Origin of the sequence: Hymenobacter jejuensis (genome assembly GCF_006337165.1) — a bacterium.
GTDB classification, from domain to species: domain Bacteria; phylum Bacteroidota; class Bacteroidia; order Cytophagales; family Hymenobacteraceae; genus Hymenobacter; species Hymenobacter jejuensis.
This window is the reverse complement of the sequence record NZ_CP040896.1, coordinates 3,807,197-3,823,734: the sequence shown is the minus strand read 5'-3', so window position 1 is coordinate 3,823,734 and position 16,538 is coordinate 3,807,197. Positions and strand designations below refer to the sequence as shown.

Below are 16,538 nucleotides of genomic sequence, written 5' to 3'. Positions count from 1 at the left end.
TCCGCCCCGAATAAAATCATTTTTATTCGATTAATAAACATGAAAAAGGCCCGACTCTTGGGAGAGCCGGGCCTTTTTCACGGATACGTCACGTAATGATTACCGACGTAAATAATCCGACGAAAAATCCCGGCCACACCAATCCCAATGGCGGCTTGTATGCCGTTTATTGGATTCTGATGTTGTAAATGGTAGCTGCTGGAGCATGGCCTGACGGGTAGAATGCGTTGTAAAACAAACAACCCGAACTGGTTAGGTTCGGGTCGCGGAAGTTTCAGAGGGAGTCTGCTACTGCCTAGCTATACCGAACCACGATAGAAGCCCATGGCTTCAGATCGTATTGGATGTGGGAGGTATTAAAGCAGCGTTGCATGGCGTTATTGATTTTGATAGGACAAATATGAATGGTCTTTTTCTAACATGCAAGTAATAGTTAAAAATATTTAAAAATAATTTTTCAAAAACAATCAACTAAACAAAGGCTTTATTTCGAACGAATATAAATAGCCGTTCTTAACATTTATTAAACTCAGAATTCTTGTGCTTTTAAAGTCAGCGGTGGCAGCTAACTCACTACCCTATTCCCTCCGTAGCGCTTATCAAAATACGTGGCTATTCTTCTGGTTTTTCGGGGCGGCCCCTTTCAGGTGTGTGCAGGCGACTCGGGCGGCTTTGCTTTTAGCGCCAGAATGCGTAGCCTGCGTATACACGCTCCTGCCGCTCCTTCACACGCCTTTGCATGCCCTGCCTTGCCACTTCCGATCGTTATCTTCTGGACTTGCCGCCCGGTCATCGGTTCCCGATTGCCAAGTACGAGCTGATTCGCGAGCAGTTGCTGTGGCAAGGCATTGCGCCACCCGAGGATTTTTATGATCCGGGGCTGTGCGCGCTGGATGACGTGCTGCGCGTCCACACGCGGGAATATTGGGAGAAAGTGCGCGACCAGTGCCTCTCGCCGGCCGAAGTGCGCCGCCTGGGCCTGCCGCAGAGCGAGCAACTAGTGCGGCGCTCGCTGACGAGCTCGGCGGGGACGGTGCAGTCGGCGCGGCGGGCCCTGCGCGATGGTATCGGGCTCAACTTAGCCGGCGGCACCCACCATGCCTTTGCCGACCACGGCGAAGGCTTTTGCGTGCTCAACGACATTGCCATTGCGGCCGCTCACTTATTGCACCACGGCTTGGCCCGGCAGGTTCTGGTAGTTGATCTGGACGTGCACCAGGGCGACGGCACGGCGAGCATCTTCCGCGATGAGCCACGGGTGTTTACCTTTTCCATGCACGCCGGGGCCAATTACCCGCTGCGCAAGGAGCAATCGGACCTGGATTTGGAGCTGCACCTGGGCATTGAAGATGCGGCGTACTTGGCGTTGCTGCGCGTTACGCTGCCGCGCTTGCTCCAGCAGGTGCAGCCGGATTTTATCTTTTTCCAGGCGGGCGTCGACGTGCTCAAAACCGACAAGCTCGGCAAACTGGCGCTTACGCTGCGCGGCTGTCGGCAGCGCGACGAGTTTGTGCTCGGGCTGTGCCACCAGCACGCCCTGCCCGTCGCCGTAAGTATGGGCGGCGGCTACTCCGAGCGCATCGCCGACATCGTGGACGCGCACTGCAACACGTTCCGCGTAGCCTACGAATTGTGGGGTGACGCCCCGTGCCAGCCGCTGGCGGTGTAGTTTTGCAAAAGCGATAACTGCTTAGCGAGCGTACCCAACCTATTCAGCCGTTACGCATAACACCTTGTCATTCTAATCTTTACAAAGGACAATGGGTGTAAAAATCGAGCAATTGCTGTTTTCCCTTTCCCTATGCCCCACTCTTCCAATTCGCCGGCCGACCACCCGGATCCCTCCACCAGCCCAGCAGTGCACCACAGCAGCCTGCGCCCTGAGCCGGCCGAAGAAGCGGTGGGCTCACCGGCCCAACGCGCTTTTCGGCAGGCGGTGTTGGACGTCGAGAACCTGCGGCAGCGCCTCCGCGACTTGGAGGAAGAACAGGCCGACGCCCGGCGGCGCTACTGGCAACACGTGGGGCCGCTGGCACAGGCCGTAGTGACGGCGCGGCAGGCCTTATTTCCTCCGTTGGAAGAAGCGCTGTTGCTGCATTTTTTCAGCCGTGCCGAGGAGCAGCAGATTACGTCTCTGATCGTTGCCAATGCCCACTCCCTGCGCGACCGTTTTGGCGAAGACGCAACCGAAATTCTACAGCGATATGCTACCCATCAAAAGGCCCAAAATATAACTATCACTGAATCATATAGTTATCAAGCTGACGTAAACCATACTTCGGAGCCCCAACGCGGAGGCCAACGCCGCAAAACCAAAGCCCAGCGCGCCCAAGAAGCGGCCGAGCGCGAAGCCCAGGCCCAGCAGCAAAGTCTGCTGGGCAACACCAAAGCCGTCTATCGCCAACTGGCCCGCGCCAACCACCCCGACCTCGAACGCGACCCCGAACGCGCGCAGGCCAAAACCATCCGGATGCAGCAGATTACGGAGGCTTATGAGGCCAACGACCTGTACACGCTGCTCCAACTCTTGTCGGAGCACTCCGCCGACGGCGACGCCGCTTCCGACGACCTGCTGACGCGCTATACGCAGGCCTTACACCGGCAGCAAACCGAGTTGAAGCAACGCATGAATGAACTGAAGTTTGGCGCCAACGGCTTCTTTGGCAGCACCGGCAAAAAGCAGGAAGCCGAGCTGCGCCAGCTCAAGCGCCACCTCCGCGCCGAAGCCGAGTATTTACAGCACATCAGGCACGCCATAGCCGAGCCCAGCGGCCTGCGCGACTTGCTGAAACAGCTGGCCGCCGAAGGCCACGAGTCCATTTAAACAAGCCCTTTTCCTTGCTTTCCGGCGTTCTGTCAGGCGGCGCCATCGCCTATTCGGTATTCAGGCTAAATACCTAACCAACAGAAAGTTGGCATTAGTCACCTGGCCAGGGCCCATGCCGGCTTCGGCGTTACATTTGTGTTCGCCTTTATCGCCCACCTCATGAGCAGCGACCCTGCCTCGGGTTGGGTGGCGCCGGTCATCTTCCGGTTCGTGCTGGCCTCCTGCCATGTATTCTATCACAGAATGCAGGAAACCCAGCCCACCATCGTAGCCGCAGCCTGCTAATTTATCCTGCATAAATATCTGATATACAGATATTTATGCAGGATAAAAACAATAGTATGTAACACTATCACAGAGCAGGGCTACAAAGCGCGTCTTGGAAGTGAAATCTTACCGAAACCTAGCCAAATACGGCGCGGTGCGGCTTTCCCTGACGTTGGCGACTTCCGCCGGCGGACCAGCGGCCACCACCTGCCCACCTTCGTCGCCCGCGCCGGGGCCCATGTCGATTACCCAGTCGCTGCCGGCCACCACGCGCATGTCGTGCTCCACCACAATGACCGTGTTCCCGGCTTCGACCAGGCCCTCGAGTTGGGTCATCAGCTTTTCCACGTCGGAGGGGTGCAGGCCGGTGGTGGGCTCGTCGAGCACATAGAGCGAGTTGCCGCGCTGGGCCCGTTGCAGCTCCGTCGCCAGCTTAATGCGCTGGGCCTCGCCACCCGACAGCTCGGTGGCCGGCTGGCCGAGGCGCAGGTAGCCCAGGCCCACTTCGCGCAGCACCGTAAGGGCCCGCAGCACCGTCGGCTCGTCGGCGAAAAACTCCCAGGCCGCGTCCACAGTCAGGGCTAGTACTTCGGCGATGTTTTTGTCTTTGTAGGTGACTTCCAGGGTTTTGGCATTGTAGCGCGAGCCGTGGCAGACGGGGCAGGGCGCGTACACGCTGGGCAAAAAGAGCAATTCGACCATCACAAAGCCCTCGCCCTGGCAGTTTTCGCAGCGGCCTTTGGCAACGTTGAAGGAAAACCGGCCCGCGTCGTAGCGGCGGGCTTTGGCCATTTTGGTAGCAGCAAACAGCTTGCGCACATGGTCAAACAACCCTGTATAGGTGGCCATATTGGAACGCGGCGTGCGACCAATGGGCTTCTGATCGACGCGCACCAGCCGTTTGAGGTGCTCCATGCCGCCGACAATGCGCCCGCCGGTCTCGATCGGGGCAGCACGCTCCAGCGGGTCGGCGCCTTCCTCTTCTTCGAGCAGCACCTCCTGCCCTAGCTGCTCGGCTACCAGTTCTACCAGTACCTGGCTTACCAAGCTCGATTTGCCCGAGCCCGATACGCCCGTAACCGTGGTGAGCACGCCCAACGGAAACTTCACCTCGAGTTGCTGCAAATTGTTGCGCGTAACGCCAGCCAGCCGCAACCAGCCAGCGGGCGGGCGCGAGGTGCGAAGCTCTTTTTTGTTGTCCGATACAAAAAGGTAACGCCTTGTTTGTGAACCGCTTATCTCATCAAGCCCGGCGGGCGGGCCGCTGTAGAGTATTTCGCCACCCTGCTCGCCGGCCGCGGGCCCAACGTCTACCAGCCAATCGGCCTGCCGGATCACGTCGAGGTTGTGCTCGACGACAAACAGCGAATTGCCAGCTTTCTTCAGACTGGCCAAGGCTTTCAGCAAGGCTTCGGTGTCGGAGGGGTGCAGGCCCGCCGAGGGTTCGTCGAGCACGTACACCACCCCGAACAGGTTGGAATACAGCTGCGTAGCCAGACGCAGGCGCTGCAATTCGCCCGGCGACAACGTGGGCGTGCTGCGCTCCAACGACAGGTAGCCCAAGCCCAGATCGAGCAGCACGGCAAGGCGTGCTACCAAGTCGGCTGCAATGCGCTGACTCACAATTACTTGCTCAGGGTGCGCAGCATCGTGCTTTTTGCGGCCGGTGGCAGTGCCGTCGGCAAAAGGGCGCAGCAACTGGCTCACACGCTTCAAAGGCAGCCCCGACATATCGGCGATGTCCAGGCCGGCAAAGGTCACCGACAGCGACTCGGGCCGCAGGCGCTTGCCGTGGCAAAGTGGGCAGGCCGTGCTGATCATGTACTGCAACGCCCGCTTTTTCATCAGCGGGCTTTGGGTGTTGGCGAAGGTGTGCAGCACGTGCCGCTTAACACCCGTAAACGTGCCCATGTAGTTTGGCGGCTCCTTGCGCCGGAGCGCGCGCTGCGTTTCGGCGGGCGAGTAGCCGGGGTACACAGGCACCACCGGTTGCTCGTCGGTAAACAGAATCCAGTCGCGGTCTTTTTGGGGAAGGTCGCGCCAGGGGGTATCTACGTCGTAGCCCAGCGTAACCAAGATGTCGCGCTGGTTTTGGCCGCCCCAGGCTTGGGGCCATGCCGCAATTGCCCGCTCCCGAATGGTCAGCGACGGGTCGGGCACCATCGATTCTTCCGTTACTTCATAAATACGGCCCAAGCCGTGGCACGTGGGGCAGGCACCCTCGGGCGTGTTGGGCGAAAATCCCTCGGCATATACAATGCTTTGATTAGCAGGATAATCGCCGGCCCGCGAATACAGCATGCGCAACAGGTTCGAGAGCGTCGTGACGCTGCCCACCGACGAGCGTGTGGTGGGCGTGCCGCGCTGCTGTTGCAGGGCCACGGCCGGCGGCAAGCCGTCGATGGCGTCGACTTCGGGCACAGCCATCTGGTGAAACAGCCGCCGCGCATACGGCGACACCGATTCGAGGTAGCGGCGTTGGGCCTCGGCGTAGAGGGTGCCAAAAGCCAAGGACGATTTTCCCGAGCCCGATACGCCCGTAAACACCACTAACGCATCGCGCGGAATGTCGAGATCGACATTTTTTAGATTGTGCTCCCGTGCTCCGCGCACGCGCACAAAACCCGTATGCAGCTGACTATCGCTATTTTGATTTTGCGAAACAGAGTTATTGGCCATGGGCTAGCGTTGTAAGGACGTGAGAGCAGAGCGTGCATTCAACCTATCAAAGAAGGTTTGCAAATGCAGCTTCGAGCACGCTTACGTATCTGGCGGCGCCAGATACGAATCGCAGCTGAAAAAACTCTTCCGTTTGCAGCTATGCAGCGCCTGCTACGATTTCAGCTAGTCACCAAATGACCTGCATCGGCTTGGGTATGCAAGCGGGAAGTCCTGTTTTTCAGGAGCTGCTAGGGTATTTGTTTCGTTTTGACGGAAAACGCTGCTGCGCATATGCCTTGCTGCCAGCCGGGCCTTTGTGTTGTACTTTTGGCCATTGGCCTGATAGCTAAACTGCTTGTTTTTGTATGCAGCAATTTGTCAGTCAAGCGTTTATATACCGAGGCCAACGGTTTGCGCCTCCATCATCGTAAACGACTGATTTTACCACTTTAGCTCGTTGCTTTTGCGTACGATTTCCCTGTTTTTAGTATTTCTGCTGGCTTCCGTTCTGGCATTTAGCAAGGACCCTTATCGGCAAGTAGTGGCCCGCCGCGGCGATGGCACCCAACTGCTGCTGCGCCGTTATGGCCTGAATCCGAATACGCATTTGCAGGCATTTCTGGCGCTGAATCGGGCGAACCTCAGTAAAGGGAAAGACCTTATTGCGGGCCGAAAATACCGCTTGCCCAACGCCTCGCCACGAGCTATTGCCGGCAAGCCGAAACCCAGCGCCGCCACTGCCGGCCGAACAGCTTCGGTGAGAAAAACGGCACCCGTTCCGCTCGCGTCGTTATTTGGCAGTGCCTACGGGCGAGTAGCCGTGCGCGATCAAGCGCTGCGGGGCGCAATCCTGTACGTGTCGTCGGGGCACGGCGGCCCCGATCCGGGCGCGATTGGGAAGTACGGCGGCTATTCGCTGGCCGAAGATGAATACGCGTATGACGTTGCGCTGCGGCTGGCTCGCGTCTTGACGGAGCACGGCGCGTTGGTGTACATGATCATTCAGGACCCCAACGACGGCATTCGTGACCAGCCGGTGCTCCTAACCGACTACGACGAAGTGACGTATCCGCAGCAACCGATTCCGCGCAGCCAGCTCGCCCGCCTGCGCCAGCGCATCAATGCCGTAAACAAGCTGCATGGCCAGCACCGCAACACGTATCAACGCTTCCTGGGTTTGCACGTCGACAGCCGCAGCGAAAGCCAGAACATCGACGTGTTTTTCTACCACAACTCGGCCAGCGCGGCCGGGCAGCGGTTGGCCGAACGCATCCACCAGACCTTCACTACCCGCTACAAACGCTCCCAGCCAAACCGGGCCTATTCCGGAAAAGTATCGTCCCGCAACACGCTGTATGTGGTGCGCAACAGCCACCCGCCGGCCGTTTTTATGGAGCTTGGCAACATCCAAAACCTTAAGGACCAGCGCCGTTTTGTGATTCCGGACAACCGCCAAGCGATGGCCAACTGGATCTGCGAAGGAATTATCGCCGACTACCGCGCCCGCCGCTAAATGCCGTTCGGCAAGGGCTGAGTAACAGGGAGTTCGGCCGATTCCGCGAGTCGGAGCAGGCTTTCGGAGTTGATGCAATAGCGCAGGCCGCTCGGCTCCGGCCCATCCGGAAACACGTGGCCCAGATGGCCCTCGCAGACGTTGCAGAGCGCTTCGATGCGTTGCATGCCGTGGCCGTCGTCGAACGCGTACCGGATGGCGTTTTTGGCGATTGGCTGCGTGAAGCTGGGCCAACCGGAAATGGCGCGGTACTTCTCCGTGGAGTTGAACAACAAACTCCCGCAGCCGGCGCACGCGTACACGCCCGGCTCGTAGGAGCGGCAATACGCGTTACGGTACGGCGATTCGGTTGCTTTTTGCCGCAGTACCCGAAACTGCGCCGGCGTCAGCTGTGCCTGCCACGCTTCCTCCGACTGCTCCACGCGCCGCGGCGGCTCGGGGTTGCTGTATTTGGCGAAGTAAAGAATGTCTTTCAAGCGCAGCACGATATTTTATAATCTATTGATAATCAATATCTTATATATTAACTACGGATTCATAAGCAGGAACAGCAAGTTGTGGTACAGAACGCCGAGCTCGCCGTCGTGGCGGCCGTAGAGGCCGGCATCCTCCAAAAGATCTTCTACTTCCTCGTAGTCCTGCACAAAGTCCAGCTCTATGTCGTCGGAACTGTCGTCGACGTAGGTGAGGGTAACGTAGCGGCGCTTGGTATCCAGCGTTACAAACAGCTTCTGGCGAGGCGTTTGGGCAATCAGCAAGGCATCGTGTTGCTGGACGCTGCCGGAGGCCGTTTGGGTCTCGATGGTGGTCTTTTCCGCGTCGGGCGTGTGAAGAAAAAAGGTGCTGCTGTCTAGGCTCATGCTCAAGTATACGGCAGCTAGGCCAGATGCAACCTACCTTCGGCAGGGAGTGGCGCAAAAAGACTGCCCGACGACCCAGGGAACCCGCCGCCGCAAACCAGCCTTATAGGTAGTACCTTCAGGCCTGCACTTTTGAAACGACCTGTTCCTTCTTTATGTCTAAATCAATCACCTTTCCGGGTGGGCGGCTGGCGCAGGCCCTGCTCATCTGTAGCCTTGCTGCCAACGTGAACCCTACGCCAAGCATTGCCCAAACTACACCCGCGGCCGGCTTTTCGACCCGCGCCGATCTGAACCCGTTACTGGCCCCGTGGGCTGGCCCGTATGGCGGCGTTCCGGCTTTCGACAAAGTTCAGGTAAGCCAATTTAAGCCGGCGCTGGAAGCCGCGATGGCGCAGAACTTAGCAGAGGTTCAGGCGATTGCCGACGACAAGAAGGCCCCAACTTTCGAGAACACCATCGCGGCCCTGGAGCGCGCCGGCCACGCCCTCGATCAGGTCCAGACGGTGTATGGAGTATGGACTGGCACCATGAACAACCCCGAGGTACAGGCCGTGCAGCGCGAAATGGCGCCGCGCATGGCCGCCTTCGGCGACCAGATCACGCAGAACGGGCCCCTGTTTCGGCGCATCGAAACGGTGTATAATTCGCCCGACAAGAAGAAGCTGACGCCCGAGCAACAACGCCTGACGTGGGTGTATTACAATAATTTTGTGCGCTCCGGTGCCAAGCTCGACGCCAAGGCCAAAACGCGCTTGTCGGAGATAAATCAGCAGCTGGCAGGCCTGTTTACGCGCTTTAGCCAGAACGTGCTCGCCGACGAAACCGACTCGGTGCTGGTGCTGAAAACGCCCGCCGACTTGGGTGGTCTGCCCCAATCTCTGCGCGACGATGCGGCCAATGCCGCGGCCGCGCGCAAGCTCACGGCGGCCGGTGTGATCACGAATACGCGCTCGTCCATCGACCCCTTTCTGACCTATTCCGACCAGCGCAAGCTGCGGGAAAAGGCCTGGCGCATGTTCGTCAACCGCGGCGACAACGGCGGTGAGCACGACAACAACGCCCTGATCACCGATATTTTGCAGCTCCGCGCCGAGCGCGCCAAACTGCTCGGTTACCCTACGCACGCCCACCTGCGCCTCGACAACACCATGGCCAAAACGCCCGAAAAAGCCATGGCGCTGATGGAGGAAGTCTGGACGCCGGCCGTAGCGCGTGCAAAAGAGGAAGTGGCTGATATGCAGACACTTGCAAAAAAGGAGGGCGCGACCTTCAAAATAGAGCCCTGGGACTACCGCTACTACGGCGAGAAGGTGCGCAAAGCCCGCTACGACCTCGACCAGAACGAGGTAAAGCAGTATCTGCAACTCGATAAGATGCGCGAAGGCATGTTCTGGGTAGCCGGCGAGCTGCTCGGCTTCACGTTTACGCCCGTAACCAATGCGCCCGTCTACCACCCCGATGTGAAGGTGTGGGAAGTAAAAGACAAAACCACCGGCAAGCACGTGGGCCTCTGGTACTTCGACCCGTATGCTCGCCCCGGCAAACGCTCCGGCGCCTGGATGAACGCCTACCGCAATCAGGAACGCATGGATGGCGAGGTAACTACCATTGTATCAAACAATTCGAACTTCGTGAAAGGCAAGGACGGTGCGCCTACGCTCATCTCCTGGACAGACGCCACCACCCTGTTTCACGAGTTTGGGCATGCCCTGCACGGCCTTTCTTCCAACGTTACGTATCCGTCGCTAGCGGGCACGAGCGTGGTGCGTGACTACGTGGAGTTTCCGTCGCAGCTCATGGAAAACTGGCTGCCTACGCCCCAGGTGCTACAGCGCTTCGCCGTGCATTACCAAACCGGCAAGCCCATTCCGCAAGCGTTGGTCGACCGGATTGAAAAGGCGTCAACCTTCAATCAGGGCTTCGAAACCACCGAGTTTCTGGCCAGTGCGCTCATCGACATGAAGCTGCATTTGGCTGGCGCCCAGAAGATTGACCCCGACAAGTTTGAGCGCGAAACCTTGACGCAACTCGGCATGCCCAGCGAGCTGGTGATGCGCCACCGCACGCCGCAGTTTTCGCACGTCTTTTCGAGCGATGGCTACTCGGCGGGCTATTACAGCTACCTGTGGTCGGTGGTGCTGGCGGCCGATGCATTCGGCGCCTTCACGGAAGCCGGCGGCCCCTATGACAAAGCCGTGGCCAAGCGCCTGAAAGACAAGATCTTCTCCGTCGGCAACACCGTCGATCCGGCCGAAGCCTACCGTTCTTTCCGCGGCCGCGACCCGAAAATCGACGCTCTGATGCGCGAGCGCGGCTTTCCGATGAAGGACGCCAAAGCCAGCAAACCCGCCGATAAGAAAGCGACCGGCAAGAAAAGCTAGTGAGCCGCTGGCCCACGAGACGCCTCAACCACTAGAGCGGGGATTTAGCTTTAAAACTAGTTTAGTTTAACACTCCTCCTTTTTCAAGGAGGGGAGGCCGCAGGCCGGGGTGGTAAAGTTGTTGTTTAGTTGAACGATAACTAGCTCTAGTTCTCTAGCTCTAGCTGACCACCCCGCCCTACGGGCACCCCTCCTTGAAAAAAGGTGGGGAGTTAATATTATCTAGCCTGGCATTTGGTCTTAGTTCGTTTCTTCTGTTCAGTCCGTGTATTGCCGTTTAAATACATGTCGCAAATATCATATAACCAACTACTTACAGAAGACTCGTCGCATCCTCACCAATACCGCCTTGCGGGAGCTACCATTCCCAAGCTAACCCGAGCCAATGTGCTTCGGCACTGCTCTACTGCTTTCCTGGCGGATATTCACGCGCTGACGGCCATTCAGCCGCAGTCCTTGGCGCTGGACTTTGGCTCGTTTGGCAGCTCAGTTTCTGGCTCGCTGGAGTTCCCGACGGTAATAGTGGAGCAGCAGGCGGAAGGCTTGCTGCTCTCCTGCGGCTGCTTGACCCCCAAGACGACCTTGTGCGAGCACCAAGCCCAAGTACTGCTCAGCATTCTGCAACGCCCGGAGCTGCGCGTGTTCTTCGACTCCAAACAGCGCCGCGAGCTACTTCAAGCCACCGCCCGCGACTACGGCCTGGAACAGGCCCCCGACCTGGACGCCCATTTTCAGCTGACCTACGCCCGGCCTTCGGTGGTAGTCACGCCGCGGGAGCCTGGGCTGTGCCTAGTGACCCCAGCCACCACGCAAGAGTTTGTCAATCAGCTACTTCCGCATCCGCGCAAGGCTAAACCAGAAGCAATTGACAATCAACGTATTATCATATTTGGCAAGCACAAGTACTACGGCCACCTGACCCTGCAGCTAGCAGAAACGGCGCTTACGGCGGCTGGAAAAGTCAAAAACCCGGTGACGGTGCTCAACCCGCTCGACAGCATCTGGCAAACCTCCGACGCGGCCGAGCTGAAGTTTTATACCGGCCTGGCCCGCTTCCAGAACAACTACGACGACACCCGTTCCGCGGCCGCCATCGAGGCGCTGCGGGCCGTGCTGCACAACCCCCAGGGCCTGCCCGTTTTTGCCCACAACCCCGCCGTATCGGACAAGCTGACGGCCCAGGCGCTCACGCCTTTGCAGCTGCGCTTGGTGCCGACGGAGTTGCGCCTGTCGGTGACGGAGAAGGGCGAGTTTTACGAGGTGGCGGGCCAGATGCAACTCGATGGCCAGCCGGTAGAGTTAAAGACGCTTTCGGTGCGTTTCGAGTATTTCGCAGCTGTCAACGGCATCTTATACCTACTTGACAATCAAGACATTTGGCGCATCATTGAGTTTTTCACAAAGCGCAACAACACGCTGCTCATTCACCGGAGCAAGTTCATCGAGTTTCGGCGCGACGTGCTGGCCAACCTCGAAGACCAGATCCACATCGACTACTCCTACACCCGGCCGGCCACCCGCGAGCAGCTCATCAGCCACGGCTTCGATAAGGCACCGGAGAAGCTGCTCTACCTCTCCGATGCCGGCGTGCACGTGGAGGTGCTGCCCGTGGTGTGCTACGGCCGCATCGAAGTGTCGATTTTGTCGCGTAAGCAGCTCTTCAGCATCGATGAGCTGGGCAACCCCTTCGCCCTGACGCGGGACGAGCCTGCCGAGCGGCACTTCCTGACGGCCCTGCTGCGTCACTACCCCGCGTTTCAGGAGCAGGTGCAGCAGTCGTCGTTGTACGTGCCCAAAGCGTTGTTTCTGGACGAAGAATGGTTTTTGACGGCCTTCGAAGACTGGCAGCAGGAGCAGATCACCATCCTGGGCTTTAACCAGCTCAAAAACAACACCTTAAACCCCAACCGCGCCCGCGTTACGGTGCGCGTTACGGGCGAAACCAACTGGTTCGACACCAAAGTGCGGGTAAGCTTCGGCAAGCAAAACGCCACCTTACGGCAGCTCCAACAGGCCATTCGCAACAAAAGCCACTACGTACGCCTCGACGACGGCACCCGCGGCATTTTGCCCCAGGAGTGGGTCGAGAGGTTTGCCCGCTACTTTGCGGCCGGGGTGGTAATCGAGGATCGGATTCGCACGCCTAGTGTCAACTTCTCGGCCATTCTGGAATTGTACGACCCCGAAGCCTTAGCCGCCAATGCCAAAGCCCAGCTGGCGACCTACCAAGCTGCTGTAGAAGACTTTACGGGCATCGAGCCGGTGCCGGTGCCGCCAGACCTCCACGCGACCCTGCGCGACTACCAGCAGCAGGGCCTGAACTGGCTGAACTTCCTCGATACCTTTCGCTTCGGGGGCTGCCTCGCCGACGACATGGGCTTGGGCAAGACGCTGCAAGTGCTGGCCTTCATCCTGTCGCAGCGGGCCAAAGGGGCCAGCGCCGCCAACCTGGTGGTGGTCCCGACGTCGCTGGTGTTCAACTGGCAGGCCGAGGTGCAGAAGTTTGCGCCTTCCCTGCGCGTGCACGGGCTCCACGGCCCCGGCCGCCAGCATGGCGCGGCCCTGTTCGACGCCCACGACCTCGTGCTGACGACCTACAACACGCTGGTCTCCGACATTCGTCAGCTCCGCCACTATTGCTTTCACTACGTCTTCCTCGACGAAGCCCAGGCCATCAAAAACCTCGATTCGCAGCGCTATAAGGCCGCCTGTCTGTTACAGGCGCGCAACCGCGTGGTGCTCACGGGCACGCCCATCGAGAACAATACCTTCGACCTTTACGGGCAGCTTTCCTTCGCCTGCCCCGGTCTGCTGGGCACCAAGCAGCACTTTCAGGACCTCTACGCCGCGCGCATCGACAAATTCAAGGAGGACAAGCCCGCGCGGGCCCTACAACGCAAGATCAGTCCGTTTGTGCTGCGCCGTACCAAAGCGCAGGTAGCCAGAGAGTTGCCCGACAAAACCGAGATGGTGATCTACTGCAAGATGGGCACCGAACAGCGCCGCGTGTATGAAGCCTGCAAAAAGGAATTCCGCGACCTGATCATGGGCAACCACGCCGAAACGCAGCTCAAAAGCAGCGCCCACGTGCTGCAGGGCCTCACCAAGCTACGCCAGATCTGCAACTCCCCCGCCCTGCTCCCCGACCAGGAAAGCTACGGCCACCAATCGGCCAAGCTGGAGGCGCTGGTAGAGGAAATCCGCAACAAGGCCCCGCAGCATAAGATCCTGATCTTCTCGCAGTTCGTGAAGATGCTTGATCTGATCGGGCACGCGCTCCGGGCCCACGACATCCCGTTTGAGCAGCTAACAGGCCAGACGAAAAACCGCGCCGCCCGCGTGGGCGCGTTCCAGCAGGACGAGTCGGTGCGGGTGTTCCTGATCAGCCTGAAAGCGGGCGGCACTGGCCTCAACCTCACGGAAGCCGACTACGTCTACCTCGTCGATCCGTGGTGGAACCCGGCCGTCGAGAACCAAGCCATCGACCGCAGCCACCGCCTCGGCCAGACCAAAAAGGTGGTTGCCGTGCGCCTCATCTGCCCCGACACGATTGAGGAGAAAGTCATGCACCTGCAACAAGCCAAACGCGAGCTAGCCGACGGCCTGATCAAAACCGACGTGGCGCTGGTGAAGTCGTTGACGCAGGAGGAGTTGCTGGAGTTATTAGAATAGAGAGAATAGAGCAATGAGATGAATAAATCTCTTACCAAATACGCATACTTTTTAAATGGCAGTAAGTTTCAACTGGCACGAGCTTGTGGCTCGTGACTGTCCATGAGTGGATGTTGCACGTCACTGCCGCGAAATCGGCAACGCATCACTGACCATAACAAGAAGCTCTAGCCGCCTTCGCAGCTAGGGCTTCTTTTGCTTTGGGGCTCATTTTCTGATTCTTGGTAACTAGGGCAAGCGTAGCAACAGCAAGCCAAACTCCTTCTGTTCGCCCAAGAACTCTTGTAATTGCGATAAGCGAGCTAACAGGAATTCGGCCAATTTACCTACTGGTATCTGTGCATTCTGTACGGCTACTATGCGCGGGGGAAAGCCTTCCGTAATAACCAGTCGCAGGAAATCTTCGTCTTTGGTTATGATATCATAACCATGCTGCCGGGCGTAGCGCCAAATGGTAGTATCGGGACTGTTGGCCAAGCCGATGTCTCGTACGTGCAGCACTTCAGCGCAGTATGGCTGCAAGTAAGCTGCTAAACGCCACGAGATATTCTCATCAAGGAGCAAGCGCATGAGAGCCTAGGCTACCGACAGCAACACCACGCTTTCCTTATAGGCTGCATAGAGCAAGCAGGCCCTTATTTGCGCGGCCCCGATTGCCGGGAAGTCCTTCTCTATTTCCGCTGCGCTCATGCCATTGGCGAGCATTTCCAGCACTTCGGCTACCGTCGTGCGCGTGCCTTTTACCACCGGTTTGCCAAAGCGGACCTGGGGGTTAAGCTCAATGTATGCAGTGATGCTGGAGGCGTCCATACGCATTAAACGGGGCTGTGTAAAAGGGATGTTAAAAGTAACAATAAACCAAGCGGGATTAGAGAAAGCCTCCACAGCAAGCACTTCTTTTGCTTCTTGCCTAGCGTTATTTCAAACAAACACAAGCCGGGCAGAGCCTGAAAATCAGCGACATTGCGCAGATACTTATTTGGTCCTGTATCTTAGGCCAGCCAGCTTTGCGGGCAGCAATGCACGGCAAGCGCCCGCCACGGCGAGCCTGCACAATCGCAGGTCGCATGCAACAGGCCAAAAGTGAAGATTAGACCCGAAAACAGCTACTCCAACCATTTAGAAACGCAGCCTTTGGAAAACGCGCCGTTGCCCTCAAAACCGCATTACGCCATCCTCGACGGCTTGCGTGGAGTCGCTGCGGTGCTGGTGGTGATCTTTCACCTTTTTGAAGCTCATGCCACCAGCCACCTCGACCAAATCATCAACCACGGCTACCTGGCCGTGGATTTTTTCTTTTTGCTGTCCGGCTTCGTGATTGGCTATGCCTACGACGACCGCTGGCAGAAAATGAGCATTGGCGAGTTCTTCAAGCGCCGGCTGGTCCGGTTGCAGCCGATGGTGGTGATGGGCATGATTGTGGGGGCCGCGTTCTTCTATTTTCAGGCCTCCAAGCTGTTTCCAATGATCGCGGAAGTGCCCGTCTGGAAAATGCTGCTGGTGATGCTCATTGGGTTTACGCTGCTGCCGCTGCCGCCGTCCCTGGATATCCGGGGCTGGCAGGAGATGCACCCGCTGGATGGCCCCGGCTGGTCACTGTTCTTTGAGTATGTCGCCAACATTCTCTACGCGCTTTTCGTCCGGAAATTCTCGAATACTGCCCTGGCCGTGTTGGTGTTTTTATCCGCCTGCTTCCTGATTCACCTGACAATTACCGGTCCGAATGGCGACGTTATTGGCGGCTGGTCGCTTACTCCCGAACAATTGCATGTGGGATTTGCGCGGGTTTTGTATCCTTTTTTCGCCGGCCTGTTACTCTGTCGCACGATTAAATTGACCCGCGTAAATAACGCTTTTCTATACTGTAGCCTGTTGATACTAGCCGTGTTCGCCATGCCCCGAATTGGCGGCGCCGACCGCTTGTGGCTGAACGGACTTTACGAGTCGTTCAGCATCATCTTTGTTTTCCCGCTGATTGTATTTCTGGGCGCGAGCGGCGCAGTAAAAAGCAATTTCTCGGCGCGGGTATGTAAGTTTTTCGGCGACATATCGTACCCGATTTACATCACGCATTACCCGCTTATTTACACCTACACGGCGTGGGTGCAGGACAATAAAATTCCGATACGCGAAGCATTTCCGGTGGCTTTGTTAGTGTTGGCATCCAGCGTCGCGTTGGCGTATGCGTGTCTTAAACTGTACGACGAGCCCGTGCGGCGGTGGCTGCAAAAGAAATTAGGGCCGGCTAAAGTGTATCAGAAAGCCTGATTTTATAGTACTGGCTTACACTTGTTCTATACATAACACCTTATATATCAGCATCTACAAATATGATCTCATCCTGCACCCCGCAG

The 16,538-nt window shown here is 57.9% G+C and carries 12 protein-coding genes; 7 read left to right on the top strand and 5 right to left on the bottom strand.

All coding sequences use genetic code 11. From position 1 onward, the window contains the following. Positions 1–739: 739 nt before the first annotated feature. From FHG12_RS15865 to FHG12_RS21285, 3 genes are all read left to right on the top strand, one after another. Positions 740–1,669: a histone deacetylase family protein gene (locus FHG12_RS15865; RefSeq protein WP_139516657.1), complete on the top strand. Its 930-nt coding sequence runs from the start codon at positions 740–742 to the stop codon at positions 1,667–1,669. A 132-nt stretch (positions 1,670–1,801) separates the two neighbouring features. Then, entirely contained in the window at positions 1,802–2,824 is a 1,023-nt protein-coding gene (locus FHG12_RS15860) for a hypothetical protein (RefSeq protein WP_139516656.1), read from the top strand. A 162-nt stretch (positions 2,825–2,986) separates the two neighbouring features. After that, positions 2,987–3,112 carry a hypothetical protein gene (locus tag FHG12_RS21285; protein ID WP_262711405.1) on the top strand — a complete coding sequence of 42 codons (126 nt, stop codon included), beginning with the start codon at positions 2,987–2,989 and terminating at the stop codon, positions 3,110–3,112. 108 nt (positions 3,113–3,220) lie between these two features. Here FHG12_RS21285 and uvrA read toward each other — a convergent pair whose 3' ends face one another. Then, positions 3,221–5,773, bottom strand: a complete 2,553-nt coding sequence (gene uvrA, locus FHG12_RS15855) for an excinuclease ABC subunit UvrA (RefSeq protein ID WP_139516655.1) — start codon at positions 5,771–5,773, stop codon at positions 3,221–3,223. A gap of 445 nt (positions 5,774–6,218) precedes the next feature. Here uvrA and FHG12_RS15850 point away from each other — a divergent pair, with 445 nt between their 5' ends. Further along, positions 6,219–7,268 carry an N-acetylmuramoyl-L-alanine amidase family protein gene (locus FHG12_RS15850; protein ID WP_230471150.1) on the top strand — a complete coding sequence of 350 codons (1,050 nt, stop codon included), beginning with the start codon at positions 6,219–6,221 and terminating at the stop codon, positions 7,266–7,268. On the opposite strand, the gene msrB is transcribed toward FHG12_RS15850, so the two are convergent. Both msrB and FHG12_RS15840 read right to left on the bottom strand, forming a co-directional pair. Next, positions 7,265–7,753, bottom strand: a complete 489-nt coding sequence (msrB, locus tag FHG12_RS15845) for a peptide-methionine (R)-S-oxide reductase MsrB (RefSeq protein ID WP_139516654.1) — start codon at positions 7,751–7,753, stop codon at positions 7,265–7,267. The two genes, FHG12_RS15850 and msrB, sit on opposite strands and share 4 nt — an antisense overlap. 42 nt (positions 7,754–7,795) lie before the next feature. Then, positions 7,796–8,128: a hypothetical protein gene (locus FHG12_RS15840; protein WP_139516653.1), complete on the bottom strand. Its 333-nt coding sequence runs from the start codon at positions 8,126–8,128 to the stop codon at positions 7,796–7,798. 155 nt (positions 8,129–8,283) lie between these two features. Here FHG12_RS15840 and FHG12_RS15835 point away from each other — a divergent pair, with 155 nt between their 5' ends. Together FHG12_RS15835 and FHG12_RS15830 are read left to right on the top strand one after the other, a co-directional pair. Further along, complete coding sequence (locus FHG12_RS15835) at positions 8,284–10,512, top strand: M3 family metallopeptidase (RefSeq protein ID WP_139516652.1); 2,229 nt, start codon at positions 8,284–8,286, stop codon at positions 10,510–10,512. 285 nt (positions 10,513–10,797) lie between these two features. Beyond that, complete coding sequence (locus tag FHG12_RS15830) at positions 10,798–14,184, top strand: DEAD/DEAH box helicase (protein ID WP_139516651.1); 3,387 nt, start codon at positions 10,798–10,800, stop codon at positions 14,182–14,184. 228 nt (positions 14,185–14,412) lie between these two features. On the opposite strand, the gene FHG12_RS15825 is transcribed toward FHG12_RS15830, so the two are convergent. Then, entirely contained in the window at positions 14,413–14,754 is a 342-nt protein-coding gene (locus tag FHG12_RS15825; protein WP_139516650.1) for a DUF5615 family PIN-like protein, read from the bottom strand. A 6-nt stretch (positions 14,755–14,760) separates the two neighbouring features. Continuing rightward, a complete protein-coding gene (locus FHG12_RS15820) occupies positions 14,761–14,994 on the bottom strand; it encodes a DUF433 domain-containing protein (RefSeq protein WP_139516649.1) in 234 nt (77 codons plus the stop codon). 273 nt (positions 14,995–15,267) lie between these two features. Here FHG12_RS15820 and FHG12_RS15815 point away from each other — a divergent pair, with 273 nt between their 5' ends. Continuing rightward, a complete protein-coding gene (locus FHG12_RS15815) occupies positions 15,268–16,452 on the top strand; it encodes an acyltransferase family protein (RefSeq protein WP_230471149.1) in 1,185 nt (394 codons plus the stop codon). The last annotated feature ends 86 nt before the right edge of the window (positions 16,453–16,538 follow it).